Genomic DNA, 14,492 nt, shown 5'->3' with positions numbered 1-14,492 from the left:
ATACCATGATCATTTTCTGTTCTTAACCCTAACAACGGCGTCTTCGATGGCTTTATTGTTCAATCCGTATTTGTCCATCAGCTCATCTGCAGTACCGCTTTCGCCAAAAGTATCTTGGGTCGCCACAAATTCTTGGGGCGTAGGATGCTGAACCGCAAGGGTTCTGGCGATACTTTCGCCGAGTCCGCCCAAAAAGTTATGCTCTTCAGCGGTCACTACGCAACCTGTTTTTTTAACGGACTTTAACACAGCCGCTTCATCAAGGGGCTTGATGGTGTGAAGGTTCAAAACCTCCGCGGAAATACCTTGCTTTTTCAGATTATCGGCAGCTATTAATGCAGGCCAGACCAAGTGGCCAGTGGCGATAATAGTAACATCGGTGCCTTCCTGAAGCAACACGGCCTTCCCAATTTCAAATTTCTGGTCGACAGGGGTGAAGTTGGCCACTTTAGGCCGTCCGAAACGTAGGTAAACGGGACCTTCATAGTCGGCAATGGCGAGGGTGGCCGCTTTGGTCTGATTATAGTCACAGGGATTGATGACTGTCATGCCGGGTAGCATTTTCATCATTCCGATATCTTCGAGTATTTGGTGTGTCGCCCCATCTTCCCCTAGCGTCAGACCGGCATGCGATGCACAAATCTTCACATTTTTGTTCGAGTAGGCGATAGATTGTCGAATCTGATCATAGACCCTGCCCGTAGCAAAATTGGCGAAAGTACTGGCAAAGGGTATTTTGCCCCCGATGGTAAGTCCCGCTGCGATGCCCATCATATTGGCTTCCGCAATACCGGTCTGAAAAAAGCGTTTGGGATTCTCCTCGATAAAATCCTCGATTTTAAGCGATCCTACCAAATCCGCGCAAAGGGCCACCACATTGGGGTGGCTTCTTCCCAATTCGGTCATGGCTGCTCCGTATCCGCTTCTTGTATCTTTTTTCCCTTGGTCTGTATATTTCATGATTACTCGTATTTGTCATTTCCTTACTTCGGCTGCACTCAGCTTAAACTCCGGCGGAAATCTGTATGTTTTTGTCAATAGTTCATTAAAGCATTTGGGTGGTAATTCCTAATAATCCCCCAGCGTCTCCGCATTTTGAGAAAGCGCATCCTCGAGTTGCTCATCATTGGGCGCTTTACCGTGCCATGCGTGCGTGTGCATCATGAAATCGACGCCGTGGCCCATTACCGTATCCAGGATAATGGCAACAGGTTTTCCTTTGCCGGTTCTACTTTTGGCCTCGTTCAATCCTTTAATGACAGCTTCTAAATTGTTGCCGTCCTGTACTTCGAGCACATCCCATCCGAAGGCCTCGAACTTTTGTTTCAAATTGCCTAGCGGAAGAACATCTTCGGTGGGGCCATCGATTTGCTGTCCGTTGCGGTCTACGGTCGAGATGATATTATCGACCTTGTTACCTGCGGCGTACATGATGGCTTCCCAATTCTGGCCTTCCTGTAATTCCCCATCCCCGTGCAGGCTATATACCAAATGCTCGTCTCCGTTCAATTTTTTGGCAAGGGCGGCACCGATGGCGACGGACATGCCCTGGCCTAAAGATCCGGAGGATACTCGAATACCGGGAAGCCCTTCGTGGGTGGTCGGATGGCCCTGCAAACGGGAATTCAATTTTCTGAAGGTCTCCAGCTCCTTTACTGGAAAGTATCCTTTCCGTGCCAGCACGCTGTACCAGACCGGGGAAATATGTCCATTGGATAAAAAGAAAATATCCTCCTCCTTCCCATCCATATCAAAATCATCCTTGAGATTCATAATTTCGTAGTACAGGGCTATAAAAAACTCCGTACAGCCCAACGAACCACCGGGATGCCCCGAATTCACATCATGCACCATCCTTAGTATATCCCGTCGGGTCTGTGTAACGATATTTTGTAATTTATCCAGTTCTGCCATTGTAATGCCTTGATTTAAGAATTTCCCAAATGTAATCGCAATCTTTTGGGAATACAAGTGGTGTCGAGATTATTTTTAATCCTTTTAATGAAGGGTAAAGTGAAAAATGAAAAGTGGAAAGTGAAAAGTGGAAAGTGGAAAAAGAATCTTTAAAAATTTAGAAGAACGTTTATCACCTTGGACCGCGACCCATCCGCACAACTTTATTTTTTCGTTAGGTTAGTAATGTTTTCCAGTTGATTACCTTTGCCCCCATAATTCGAAGTTTGAAGTTTACCCTACACCACACAGACGTTCATAGCAAGGCACGCGCCGGTAGCATGGTCACCGATCACGGCACTATAGAAACCCCGATTTTTATGCCGGTGGGCACTGTGGCTTCCGTAAAGAGCGTGCATCAGCGGGAGCTGAAAGAAGATATTAACCCCGATATCATCCTCGGGAATACCTACCATTTATTTCTCCGCCCGAAAACGGATATCCTGAAACAAGCAGGCGGACTCCATAAATTTATGGGATGGGACCGCAACATACTTACGGACAGCGGCGGATATCAGGTGTATTCCCTATCCAACAACCGAAAAATCAAGGAGGAAGGCGTCAAGTTTAAATCACATATCGACGGTTCTACCCATATGTTCACGCCCGAACGGGTCATGGAAATTCAGCGTACCATCGGGGCCGATATCATCATGGCCTTCGACGAATGTACGCCGTACCCCTGTGATTATAAGTACGCCCAACGTTCGATGCACATGACACACCGTTGGTTGGAGCGGTGTATCACACATTTAGAGAAAACGCCTTTTGAATATGGATATTCGCAAACTTTTTTCCCAATTGTACAAGGCTCGACCTATACAGACCTTCGGAAACAGTCCGCTGAATATATTGCAGGGGTGGGGGCGGAGGGCAATGCCATCGGAGGATTATCCGTCGGGGAGCCTGCGGAAGAGATGTATGCGATGGCCGAGGTGGTCTGCGACATTCTTCCCGAAGACAAACCCCGGTATCTTATGGGGGTGGGTACACCGATCAATATTTTAGAAAATATAGCCTTGGGGGTCGATATGTTCGATTGCGTGATGCCGACACGAAACGCCAGAAACGGCATGTTGTTCACGGCGCACGGCACCATAAATATCAAGAACAAAAAATGGGAAGACGATTTTTCCCCGGTCGATGAAATGGGCCTTACCTTTGTGGATACCGAATATTCAAAGGCTTATTTGCGACATTTGTTCGCAGCCAACGAATATTTGGGTAAACAGATTGCCACCATACACAACCTCGGTTTTTATCTTTGGTTGGTACGTGAGGCCAGAAAGCATATTTTAGCGGGAGATTTTTTACAGTGGAAGGCCGTCATGGTCAAACAAATGGATAAACGACTCTAGTGCTTAGTATCATCGATAAATACATATTAAAACGCTACCTGATCACTTTTGGGGTGATGATTCTTTTGTTCATTCCCATCGGTATCATGGCCCATTTGGCGGAGCAGATCGGAAAAATGCAGGCCAATGAAGCACCTTTGGATGAAATTTTGGTCTATTTCGGCAACTTTACCATATATATAGGAAGCCTGTTATTTCCCATTTTTTTGTTCCTATCCATCATCTTCTTCACCTCTAAGCTCGCCAGTAATACTGAGATTGTCGCTATTTTGAGTTCTGGGGTTTCCTATAACCGATTTTTACGGCCCTATCTTATCGGGGCATCCATTATAGCCCTGATGATGTTTATTATGGGGATGTTCATTGTGCCCACGGCGAGCAAAGGTTTCAACGAATTCAAGTTTAAATACCTCAAAAAGGGAAATCAAGATCGGGTGACCAATAATGTATTTACCCAGCTCAATAAAACGGATTTTATTTATGTGAGCAGCTTCGACCCCGCCAGACAGATCGGGTACAATTTTACGTATGAGCGTTTTAATGCCGATAATGAACTCGATTTCAAGATTTCCGCGGCCAATATCCGTTGGATCGAAAAGGATACGATTTACCGCCTCACCTCGTACGAAAAAAGAAGGTTGGTAAACGATACCGCCCTGGTCGATACCAAACGCCGGTTAGATACCTTGTTCACATTTGATATCGGGGATCTGACCCCGGTGTCGTACGTTGCGGAGACCAAGAATATTTTTCAATTGAACAGGTTTATTGCCGATCAGCGACAAAAGGGAGCTTCTAACATCAATACCTACGTACTCGTAAAATATAAAAGATGGGCCCTCCCGATATCGGCTTTTATCCTGACCATCATCGCAGTCGCCGTAGCCTCGGTAAAACGGAGGGGCGGCATGGGGGTAAACCTGGCGTTTGGAATCGTCGTGGCGTTTATCTTTATATTTTTTGACAAGGTCTTTGGTACGCTGGCCGAACAAGCGGGCTTTTCACCGTTATTGGCGGTAATTATCCCGAACCTACTCTTTGGCATTTTGGCTTTTGTGCTGTTGCAAAAGGCGAAAAGGTAGCAACGCAATAGAAAATGGCGGATTAGACCTTAAACTATTTTAACCTGCAATGCGCAATCTTTGACCGTCACACGGTTAAATTCTTTAAATCCGAAACAAACGTTCAGAAAATTTTATATTTGCGCTATCAAGACGCGTACATCAAACTAAACCTATTAAAATATGGAATATCTCGATTTTGAACTCCCGATTAAGGAGCTCGAAGAACAGCTTGACAAATGCATGGTCATCGGAGAAGAGAGCGATGTCGACGTAACCGAGACCTGCAAGCAGATTGAAAAAAAACTCGCGGATACCCGAAAGGAAATCTATAAGAACCTTACGGCCTGGCAACGCGTTCAATTATCGCGACATCCGAACAGACCCTATACGTTGGATTATATCAATGCGATATGCGGAGAGGCGTTTCTAGAGCTTCATGGCGATCGAAATGTTAAGGATGACAAAGCGATGATCACCGGTCTCGGTAAGATCGGAGACCAAAGCTATATGTTTATCGGCCAACAAAAAGGATACAATACCAAGACCCGACAATACCGCAATTTTGGGATGGCCAACCCCGAAGGCTATAGAAAAGCCTTGCGGGCCATGAGATCCGCCGAGAAATTCGGTATTCCCGTAGTTTGTTTGATCGATACGCCTGGCGCTTATCCGGGGATCGAGGCAGAGGAAAGAGGTCAGGGCGAAGCTATAGCCCGAAATATTCTGGAAATGACCCGTTTGAAAGTTCCTATAATCGTGATTATTATAGGCGAAGGCGCTTCCGGGGGTGCCTTGGGAATAGGAGTGGGCGACAAGGTCTTAATGTTGGAAAATACGTGGTACTCCGTGATATCTCCCGAATCATGCTCCTCGATCTTGTGGCGTAGCTGGGAGTATAAAGAACAGGCTGCAGAGGCCCTTAAGCTGACGGCGACGGACATGAAAAAATTGAAGTTGATCGACGAAATCGTACGTGAACCTGCAGGCGGGGCACATACCAATCGCGAAAAAACATTTGAGATCGTAAAAAGTAAAATCGCGGCCAATTATGAGGAACTTCAAAAGTTATCCCCAAAAGAATTGGTAAATCAACGGATGGATAAATATGCCAATATGGGTGTTTTTAACGGTTGACCCACGGTTTTATCAAGCTGATGAAAATCCGGAGAACGCTTTCTTCGGATTTTTTTTGTTATCAACACAAAATCGTAACTTATCAACATGCCACTGTGAATATCGCAGTCCGTTTCGTTTATGTTAACTCAAGGTTAATTGCATAATTTCGTAGCCATGGAAAAAATCAATCCCGTTATCGGCCGCAAGATAGACAAGTCCACCATCATTAGCTTGGAGCGTGGGAAAATTCCGCCGCAATCTGTTGATTTAGAGGAGGTTGTTCTGGGTGCCATGATGATTGATAAAAAGGGGGTGGACGAAGTAATAGATATCCTACATCCTGATGCGTTTTATAAGGATGCACATCGCTACATCTACGAGGCTATCTTTAAATTGTTCGAAACCTCCGAACCGGTGGATTTATTAACAGTTTCTTCCCAACTAAAGAAGGATGGGAAACTGGAGGCTATTGGAGGGGATTTCTACCTCATAAAACTCACCCAAAAGGTCGCTTCTTCGGCACATATCGAGTTTCATGCACGGATTATCCTACAGAAATATATTCAGCGCAGCCTTATCAAAATATCCAACGAAATTATTGAGGAAGCCTACGATGACGGTACCGATGTATTCGATTTGTTGGATAATGCGGAGGCCAAACTCTACGATGTTACCCAAGGCAACCTAAAGCGATCCGCAGAAACCGCCCAGAATTTGGTAATCCAGGCCAAAAAACGCATTGAGGAAATCGCTAATAAAGAAGGACTCAGTGGCGTACCCTCAGGTTTTGATAAGGTAGATAAATTGACCTCCGGATGGCAGCCCAGTGATTTGATTATAGTAGCCGCAAGGCCGGGTATGGGTAAAACGGCATTGACGCTTTCCATGGCCCGGAATATGGCCGTCAATAATAACATTCCCGTGGCGTTCTTTTCCTGTGAAATGTCGTCGGTACAGTTGATAACCCGTCTGATTTCTTCCGAAACCGGTTTATCCTCGGAGAAACTCCGAACCGGAAAATTAGAGAAGCATGAATGGGAGCAATTGAACGTTAAGGTCAAGTCCCTCGAAAAGGCCCCTTTGTTCATTGACGACACCCCATCGCTGTCGATATTCGATCTGCGTGCCAAAGCGAGACGTCTGGCATCGCAGCATGATATCAAATTGATCATTATCGACTACTTGCAACTGATGACCGCCGGAGGAAGTCAAAAAGGGGGGAATCGCGAACAGGAAATCTCCACGATCTCAAGAAACCTGAAAGCCTTGGCAAAAGAATTGAACGTGCCGGTCATCGCCCTGTCGCAACTGTCTCGTGCCGTGGAGACACGTGGGGGAAGTAAACGGCCCTTGCTTTCCGATTTACGGGAATCGGGCGCCATTGAACAGGATGCCGATATCGTATCGTTCATCTACCGCCCCGAATACTACAAAATCGACGAGTGGGACGACGAAGAACGTTCCCCGACCCAAGGCCAAGCGGAATTTATTGTCGCCAAACACCGTAATGGCGGTTTGGATAACATCCGCCTAAAATTCATCGGCCAGCTCGGTAAATTCGATAATCTTGACGATTTTGATTCCCCGTTCGAATTTCAGTCCAAAATGAACGCTAACGAAGAAAATCCGTTTATCACCAAGAACCTTCCAAGTGCCGACCAAGCTTTTGGTAGTTCTTTAAACGATGGAGTAAGGCCGGATGAGGATAGTGATGTGCCGTTTTGAGAAAAAGGTTTATGAGTTTAGGGGTTTATGAGTTTAGTTCAATAGTATGACGTGAGCGTTCGAGATTTGATTTTTGAAATTTGTACATTCAAGATTCGTCATCTTGCAATCTTTTTTAAGCTTAATCATACCTTTGTAGCCATTCCCCTTTAGAAACCTTTAACGCCACGGAACAATCCGCAGCGACGATTTACGTTATCTTTGAGAGTACACTCGTAAATTTCGGCTAATGCGCAATCTTTTTTTCTCCTTTCTCTTTCTTCTTTTTTCTTTTCCCGCTATAGCAAGTTCGATTCTTATTCCCATGGATGCCGAGGGTCAAAAGAATCACTTAAAGGCCTATGGAATCACCTATTGGGTGTTGAGCAAACAACAGAAAGTGCAATGGCTGTTAAACTATCGTGGCGGCTCTTTTCTCTTGCCCGATGGCGAGGCGATACGAAAGGAATGCCAAATCAGGGGGGTGTCGTTCGAAATACTGTCCGACGGACAGACGCAATCCATTCTCGACAAAATTAGCAGCCCCTCTCAAAACCAAGATGCGGTCATTCTTGAAAAAGCACCTAAAATTGCCGTCTATTCCCCTAAGGGAAACGCACCTTGGGACGATGCCGTGACTATGGTACTTACGTATGCCGAGATTCCTTATAATACGGTATATGATGAGGAAGTTTTAGGCGATAAACTCGCACTTTATGATTGGTTGCATCTGCACCACGAAGATTTTACCGGTCAGTACGGCAAGTTTTACGGTGCTTATCGCGCCGCGCCGTGGTACATTGAACAAAAAGAAGAAGCAGAGGCTTTGGCGTCAAAACTTGGATTTAATAAAGTATCCGACGAAAAAAGCGCGGTAGCCCAAAAAATCAGAAAGTACGTCATCGGTGGTGGTTTTATGTTTGCCATGTGCTCTGCAACGGATAGCTTCGATATCGCACTGGCCTCGGAAGGGGTGGATATCTGTGAGCCTATGTTCGATGGAGACCCTTCCGATGCCAACTATCAAGCGAAGCTGGACTTCACCAATACCTTTGCGTTCACCGATTTTACCTTGGAGCGGAGTCCGCTCAAGTACGAATTTTCGTCCATCGATATGACCACCAAACGCGGGAATGTCCAAAAAGAACAGGATTATTTTTCGCTAATGGATTTTTCCGCCAAGTGGGATGCCGTGCCCACTATGCTCTGTCAAAACCACACCGCCTTGGTCAAAGGTTTTATGGGGCAGACTACCGCTTTTTCGAGAGATGAGGTGAAACCGACGGTGTTGGTATTGGGCGAAAATAAAATCAATGGTGAGGCCCGCTATATTCACGGTATCAAGGGAAAGGGATTTTTCACGTTCTATGGCGGTCACGACCCCGAAGATTACCAACATCGCGTAGGAGACCCAAAAACGGAACTGGAACTGCACCCGAATTCCCCGGGTTATCGGCTGATACTAAACAATGTCTTGTTTCCGGCGGCACGCAAGAAGAAGCAGAAAACCTAGTGCAATGAGTAATTGTATGTGCGGTTCGGAGTGTATTTGCGACCGCTAAACACTTCGCTAAAAAGGGTGAAAACCTAAGGCTGCAAATCTGTCTGCGGAGATTCAGGTTCAAGGTATTTTTAGTGCATGTTTAACTTTGAAGAACTGAGAGCAGCGATCAAACCTAGAACCTTATACATCGGTGAGTTGAATTTTAGGACAACAGCTGTTCCAGCACCCGTTCCACCCCGAAATTGTCATTACTTGCAGTACTATACTTAGCCGCCTTTTTTACGTTCGGATGTGCGTTTTCCATGGCAAAGCTGAAATCCGCCAAGGCCAACATTTCCAGATCGTTGTTGTAATCTCCAAATACTATAGTTTCTTCCGGGGTAATACCGTGTAGTTCTTGGACTTTTTGAAGAGCATACCCCTTGTTCGCATTCGGACTCGAAATATCGACCCAGTTTTGGCCGGAGATTTTAACCTGCAAATCGTTTTCCAAATGTTTGACTGCCGGATAGATATATTTTTCCGAGCTTTCAAAATGGTAGATTGCGATTTTTATGATTTCGCCTTCAAATGCTTTCAGGTCTTTCAAAACGGTATATTTGGAATAATATTCCTGTAGTTTTTCTTCGAATTCTGGTGAATTGTCCAAAATAAAGGCACCATCCTTTCCGCAAAGCACGGGATGTATATTTTCTATATCCCCCAAAATATCCAACACCTTGTTCTTGGCTTTATGAGGAAATGGGGTTGATACGAGTTCAGTTCCGTTCTGCATCGCAACGCCCCCGTTTTCGGCGATGACGGTAATATCGTTTTTAATGCTGGGTAGCTTATCGACTATGCTTTGATACTGCCGTCCGCTGGCCGCTACGAAAAGAATATCGCGCTCTTTGAGCTTTCGAAAAATTTCTAGAAAGCGGTCGCTGACCTCATGATCGGAGTTGAGCAAGGTGCCGTCCATATCCGTGACGACCATTTTTATTCGAGATAGATCCATTGTATTGATTTGAACGGGCAAAGGTATCCCTTCAAAATGAAATTAGGGCATCTCTAATAATTCTTTTTGGAATGATGACGCAGAATTTTTTTTCAGATATGAGGCGCCAAAAGCGGAGTTTAGCAGAGCTAAATGAGTATTTTGGCAACGAAGTAGCGGGAAAAATGGACAAGTCAGCATCCAAAATAGAGTTTTTGGAGATGCCCTTAGGGTGTGGATGGTAAAAGTTTTATTTTTATTCGATATTCGATATTCGATAGCTAAGAAGTGTAATACCAAATTAGGTCACGTTAAACAGATATCTAATGAAATTTTATCAAAAAGAAGTACGCTTGCCCGCACATGAACGTGGCTTCCATTTGATTACGCAGGTCATTACGAAATCTTTTTCAGAAATCAAGCAGATAGAAACGGGTATGCTACAGATATTCATAAAGCATACTTCCGCAAGTGTGACCATTAACGAAAATGCCGACCCTACAGTCCGTACGGATTTTGAGAGTCATATTAACATGATGGTACCGGAGAATGCATCTTATTATGTGCACAATTATGAAGGCCCCGATGATATGCCGGCACATATCAAAGCTTCCTTACTGGGCTCTTCGGTTCAGATACCGATTACTAATGGAAGGTTGAATTTGGGTACATGGCAAGGTATTTACCTCTGTGAGCATCGCAACAACGCTTCGGGGCGAAAGTTGGTCTTGACTGCGTTCGGGAAATAAAAAAATCCGATCGGTAAATTTACCGATCGGATTTTTAAAATGACCCTTCGCCTGCGCTCAGGGTAACCATTTAGTTATTTTACTTTATCGACAAGAGCTTTAAAAGCCTCCGGATGGTTCATCGCCAAATCGGCTAAAACCTTTCGGTTCAATTCAATACCGCCGGCTTTCATGCCTCCCATAAATTGGGAGTACGACATGCCGTGCTGGCGTGCCCCTGCGTTGATACGGGTAATCCACAAGGCGCGGAACGTCCGTTTTTTATTTCTTCTGTCACGGTAAGCATATAACATTGCTTTTTCTACCGCATTTTTGGCAACCGTCCAAACGTTTTTACGTCGTCCGAAATACCCTTTGGCCTGCTTCATCACTTTTTTTCTTCTAGCGCGTGAAGCCACTGCATTTACTGATCTTGGCATACTGTTTACTTGTTTTTGTAGTAGGCGGTTAACTTTTGTTAGAATCCTTAACTATGAATCATAACCCATAACTCTTTTTTAGCCCAACTCCATGGTTAATAAATTACCTTTTACAATGTCCCCGAATAAATTATCTCAGGCACAATTGATCTTTGATATTCGGCTCGTCCGCTTTGTGGACCAACGTACTGTGTGTCAATTTGAGCTTTCGCTTTTTAGACTTCTTCGTAAGAATGTGACTCTTAAAAGCGTGCTTTCTTTTGATTTTTCCTGAACCGGTCAGCTTAAAACGCTTCTTGGCACTGGATTTTGTTTTCTGTTTCGGCATTTTTCCTATTTATATTAATCTCACTTATTAAACTCAATCTCTCTGGAGCCATAATTCCATGTAAAGAATAGTATGATACTCCGTTAGCATTTACAGCATCCCTTTTACAATCATCAAGCCCCACAACAGGGCTTGAGCCGAGGGCTAAGGATAGATTCAAAATATCGCGCTAATTTCAGCTGGTTCTATTTAAACAGACCCTAACCGTTTTTCGCAACCGATAATGAATGATTAAATATCCCTCCCTATTTCTTGTTCTTGGGCGCAATGAACATGGTCATTCTTTTGCCTTCCAATCTAGGTAATTGCTCTACTTTACCGACGTCTTCCAATTCTTGGGCAAGTTTTAGCAGCAAAATTTCCCCTTTATCCTTGTAAACAATCGAACGTCCTTTAAAGAAAACGTAAGCCTTTAATTTGGCACCGTCTTTTAAAAACCCTTCCGCATGCTTCTTTTTAAACTCATAATCGTGATCATCGGTATTCGGACCGAATCGTATTTCTTTAACCGTTACCTTCGATGCTTTGGCCTTCATTGCCTTTTCCCGTTTCTTTTGTTCATAAAGAAACTTCTTGTAGTCCATGATTTTGACTACGGGCGGTTTGGCATCCGGTGATATTTCCACTAGGTCGAGACCCATTTCGACGGACTTATCAAGTGCTTCGCGTATGGGTATCACTGCAGGTTCGACATTGTCGCCTACTAATCGTACCTCTGGCGCCAATATTTTTCTATTGATTTTATGCGGGTTCTTGTTTTCCCTTCTAGGTTGGGGCCTAAATCTTTTACGTATTGCTATGACTTCTATTTTTAGTTAAACTATTTTAATTAACGAACGACTTTAAGGTACTATTTATTTCAGTAGCAACCAAGTCGGTAAACTTTTTTATGGAAATCGATCCCAAATCTTCGCCTCCGTGCCGGCGTACGGAAATCGTATTCGCTTCCTCTTCATTTTCGCCTACAATAAGCATGAACGGAATTTTGTTCATTTCAGCTTCCCGTATTTTTTTACCTACGGTTTCGCTTCTAGCATCGATTTGGGCGCGAATTTCGTTATTTTCCAAAGAACTCAAAACTTTTTCGGCATATATTTCATGTTTCTCGCTCACGGGCAGTACGATAGCCTGTTCGGGAATCAGCCATAATGGGAAATTTCCGCCCGTATGTTCCAATAGCAGGGCGATAAAACGTTCCATACTTCCGAAGGGCGCGCGATGGATCATGACCGGCCGGTGTAGCTCGTTATCACTACCTTTATAGGTAAGGTCGAAACGTTCCGGTAAGTTGTAATCTACCTGAATGGTGCCCAACTGCCATTGTCTTCCCAGGGCATCCTTGACCATAAAATCCAGTTTCGGGCCATAGAAAGCGGCTTCCCCTTTTTCGATGACGAAATCGAGTCCTTTTTCGGTAGCCGCATTGATGATCGCGTTTTCCGCTTTTTCCCAATTATCCACAGAACCGATATATTTTTCGGGCGTGTCAAGGTCCCGTATGGAAACCTGCGCCGTAAAATTATCGAAGCCCAAACTTCCCAATACATATAGAGATAGGTCGATAACATTCTTGAATTCCTGATCCAGCTGTTCGGGGGTACAGAAAATATGGGCATCGTCTTGGGTAAAGCCGCGCACCCGGGTAAGCCCGTGAAGTTCTCCGCTCTGTTCGTATCGATATACCGTGCCGAATTCCGCATAGCGCTTGGGCAGTTCCCTATAGCTGAACGGTCGGGCGTTATAGATTTCGCAGTGATGCGGACAGTTCATCGGTTTGAGCAAAAACTCCTCGTTCTCTTTCGGGGTGCGTATGGGCTGAAAACTGTCCGCACCATATTTCTCGTAATGACCCGAGGTGACATATAGTTCTTTAGAGCCGATATGCGGGGTGACGACCATTTCGTAGCCCGCTTTTTTCTGTGCTTTTTTAAGAAAATGCTCCAAACGCTCTCGCAACGCCGCCCCTTTGGGCAGCCATAGCGGAAGCCCTTGCCCCACCTTTTGTGAAAAAGTGAACAGTTCAAGCTCCTTGCCCAATTTTCGGTGATCTCGTTTTTTGGCTTCCTCGAGCATTTCGAGATATTCGGTCAGCTCTTTTTGCTTGGGGAAGGATATGCCGTACACCCGTGTCAACTGCGGCTTGTTCTCATCACCTCTCCAATAGGCGCCCGCTACGTTCAATATTTTAATGGCCTTGACGATACCGGTATTCGGTATATGGCCCCCGCGGCAGAGATCGGTAAACGTATCGTGGTCGCAGAAGGTAATCGTACCGTCCTCCAAATTTTCGATAAGCTCTACCTTAAATTCATTCCCTTGTTCCTTATATAAGGATAGGGCGTCCGCTTTTGAGACGGCATGCAGTTTAAAGTCATGTTTGCCGCGCGCAATTTCCAAGGCCCTTTTTTCTATTTCGGGAAAATCCTTTTCGGAAAACGTATGTTCGCCAAAATCCACATCATAATAAAATCCGTTATCGATCGCAGGACCGATGGTCAGTTTAATTCCCGGATAGCGTTCTTCCAAAGCCTGGGCAACAATGTGGGAAGTAGAATGCCAGAACGCTTTTTTCCCCTCCTTATCGTTCCAAGTGTAGAGTATCAGGTTGCCGTTTTCGTTCAGGGGAGTTACACTTTCCACTACGGTATCATTGAATTTGGCCGAAATAACGTTCCGCGCCAGGCCTGCACTGATGCTATTGGCGACGTCCATGGGAGTGCTTCCCTTGGCAAATTCTTTTACAGTACCGTCCGGTAAGGTGATAGCGATCATACCATTTTTTTAAGATGCCAAAGATAGCAATCCGAGCGGATGCGCACAACATTTTATATTAGGATGGACATGTTTGTTCTGTGTTTTGCTAGGGAAGGATTAGTATTTGGATAAGGATGAAGATGAAAAAAGGATACACTTGCTTGCACAATAGGATAAATAGTATTATATTCAAGGCCGTTTAAAATAAAAATAGGACGTAAAGTCCTAATAAATAGGGGCTAGGAGGATGCCTCGAAAAAAACTTCAAAAAAAATCTTTGTTTGTATTTTTTATTCGAAAAACCCTCTTATATTTGCACCCGCTTTGAGAGACAATAGGGCGACCTAGAAGATTTAAGGGGCGGATTTTTTGACAAGTTCATTGACATACTGTGGAGATAAACAACGACCATCGGGCGAAAGCCCGTTGGAAGGAACCATATAACAAGGAGGCCCGTCCCCGGTCGCGAAAGCGCGATGGGGGCCGGGCGTAAGATTTAATAGAGAGAGACGGGGCCGGGAGGGCTTTTCAGTGGGTGTGCGCGAATATATATAAAGTACAACGATG

13 protein-coding genes are annotated in these 14,492 nt (G+C 44.8%); 6 read left to right on the top strand and 7 right to left on the bottom strand.

Annotated features, from left to right (window positions below; genetic code table 11):
* Window positions 1–9: 9 nt before the first annotated feature.
* Both BLT07_RS18660 and BLT07_RS18655 read right to left on the bottom strand, forming a co-directional pair.
* Window positions 10–963, bottom strand: a complete 954-nt coding sequence (locus tag BLT07_RS18660) for a transketolase family protein (protein WP_091873509.1) — start codon at window positions 961–963, stop codon at window positions 10–12.
* Between the two features lie 105 nt (window positions 964–1,068).
* Window positions 1,069–1,914 carry a transketolase gene (locus BLT07_RS18655; RefSeq protein WP_091873505.1) on the bottom strand — a complete coding sequence of 282 codons (846 nt, stop codon included), beginning with the start codon at window positions 1,912–1,914 and terminating at the stop codon, window positions 1,069–1,071.
* 266 nt (window positions 1,915–2,180) lie between these two features.
* On the opposite strand from BLT07_RS18655, the gene tgt reads away from it, so the two are divergent.
* The 5 genes from tgt to BLT07_RS18630 all read left to right on the top strand — a co-directional run bounded on the left by tgt (window position 2,181) and on the right by BLT07_RS18630 (window position 8,708).
* The gene (gene tgt / locus BLT07_RS18650; protein ID WP_091873713.1) at window positions 2,181–3,311 is read left to right on the top strand and encodes a tRNA guanosine(34) transglycosylase Tgt; all 1,131 of its coding nucleotides are present in this window, start codon (window positions 2,181–2,183) and stop codon (window positions 3,309–3,311) included.
* Complete coding sequence (locus BLT07_RS18645; protein WP_091873501.1) at window positions 3,311–4,393, top strand: LptF/LptG family permease; 1,083 nt, start codon at window positions 3,311–3,313, stop codon at window positions 4,391–4,393. Before tgt ends, BLT07_RS18645 begins: the two co-directional genes overlap by 1 nt.
* A gap of 162 nt (window positions 4,394–4,555) precedes the next feature.
* Window positions 4,556–5,509, top strand: a complete 954-nt coding sequence (locus tag BLT07_RS18640) for an acetyl-CoA carboxylase carboxyltransferase subunit alpha (protein ID WP_091873498.1) — start codon at window positions 4,556–4,558, stop codon at window positions 5,507–5,509.
* A 156-nt stretch (window positions 5,510–5,665) separates the two neighbouring features.
* Window positions 5,666–7,216 (top strand): replicative DNA helicase, encoded by a 1,551-nt coding sequence (dnaB, locus tag BLT07_RS18635; RefSeq protein WP_091873494.1) that lies wholly within the window; start codon window positions 5,666–5,668, stop codon window positions 7,214–7,216.
* Window positions 7,217–7,445: 229 nt separating this feature from the next.
* Window positions 7,446–8,708: an asparagine synthetase B gene (locus BLT07_RS18630; RefSeq protein WP_091873490.1), complete on the top strand. Its 1,263-nt coding sequence runs from the start codon at window positions 7,446–7,448 to the stop codon at window positions 8,706–8,708.
* Window positions 8,709–8,901: 193 nt separating this feature from the next.
* Here BLT07_RS18630 and BLT07_RS18625 read toward each other — a convergent pair whose 3' ends face one another.
* Window positions 8,902–9,696, bottom strand: coding sequence for an HAD family hydrolase (locus BLT07_RS18625; protein ID WP_091873487.1), 795 nt, complete (start codon window positions 9,694–9,696; stop codon window positions 8,902–8,904).
* Window positions 9,697–10,001: 305 nt separating this feature from the next.
* Between BLT07_RS18625 and BLT07_RS18620 the strand changes: the two genes are divergently transcribed.
* Entirely contained in the window at window positions 10,002–10,424 is a 423-nt protein-coding gene (locus BLT07_RS18620; protein ID WP_091873484.1) for a secondary thiamine-phosphate synthase enzyme YjbQ, read from the top strand.
* Window positions 10,425–10,498: 74 nt separating this feature from the next.
* On the opposite strand, the gene rplT is transcribed toward BLT07_RS18620, so the two are convergent.
* The 4 genes from rplT to thrS form a co-directional block, all read right to left on the bottom strand.
* Window positions 10,499–10,843, bottom strand: a complete 345-nt coding sequence (gene rplT / locus BLT07_RS18615) for a 50S ribosomal protein L20 (protein ID WP_091873481.1) — start codon at window positions 10,841–10,843, stop codon at window positions 10,499–10,501.
* A gap of 130 nt (window positions 10,844–10,973) precedes the next feature.
* Window positions 10,974–11,171 (bottom strand): 50S ribosomal protein L35, encoded by a 198-nt coding sequence (rpmI, locus tag BLT07_RS18610; protein WP_091873479.1) that lies wholly within the window; start codon window positions 11,169–11,171, stop codon window positions 10,974–10,976.
* Window positions 11,172–11,416: 245 nt separating this feature from the next.
* On the bottom strand, window positions 11,417–11,965 hold the full coding sequence (infC, locus tag BLT07_RS18605) for a translation initiation factor IF-3 (RefSeq protein WP_262503262.1): 549 nt from the start codon (window positions 11,963–11,965) through the stop codon (window positions 11,417–11,419).
* Between the two features lie 31 nt (window positions 11,966–11,996).
* On the bottom strand, window positions 11,997–13,943 hold the full coding sequence (gene thrS / locus BLT07_RS18600) for a threonine--tRNA ligase (protein ID WP_091873471.1): 1,947 nt from the start codon (window positions 13,941–13,943) through the stop codon (window positions 11,997–11,999).
* Window positions 13,944–14,492 lie beyond the last annotated feature (549 nt).

It is taken from the genome of Pricia antarctica, assembly GCF_900101815.1.
Classification (GTDB): Bacteria; Bacteroidota; Bacteroidia; order Flavobacteriales; family Flavobacteriaceae; genus Pricia; species Pricia antarctica.
Note: the sequence above shows the minus strand (reverse complement) of the source record. Positions and strands in the feature narration are given on the sequence as shown.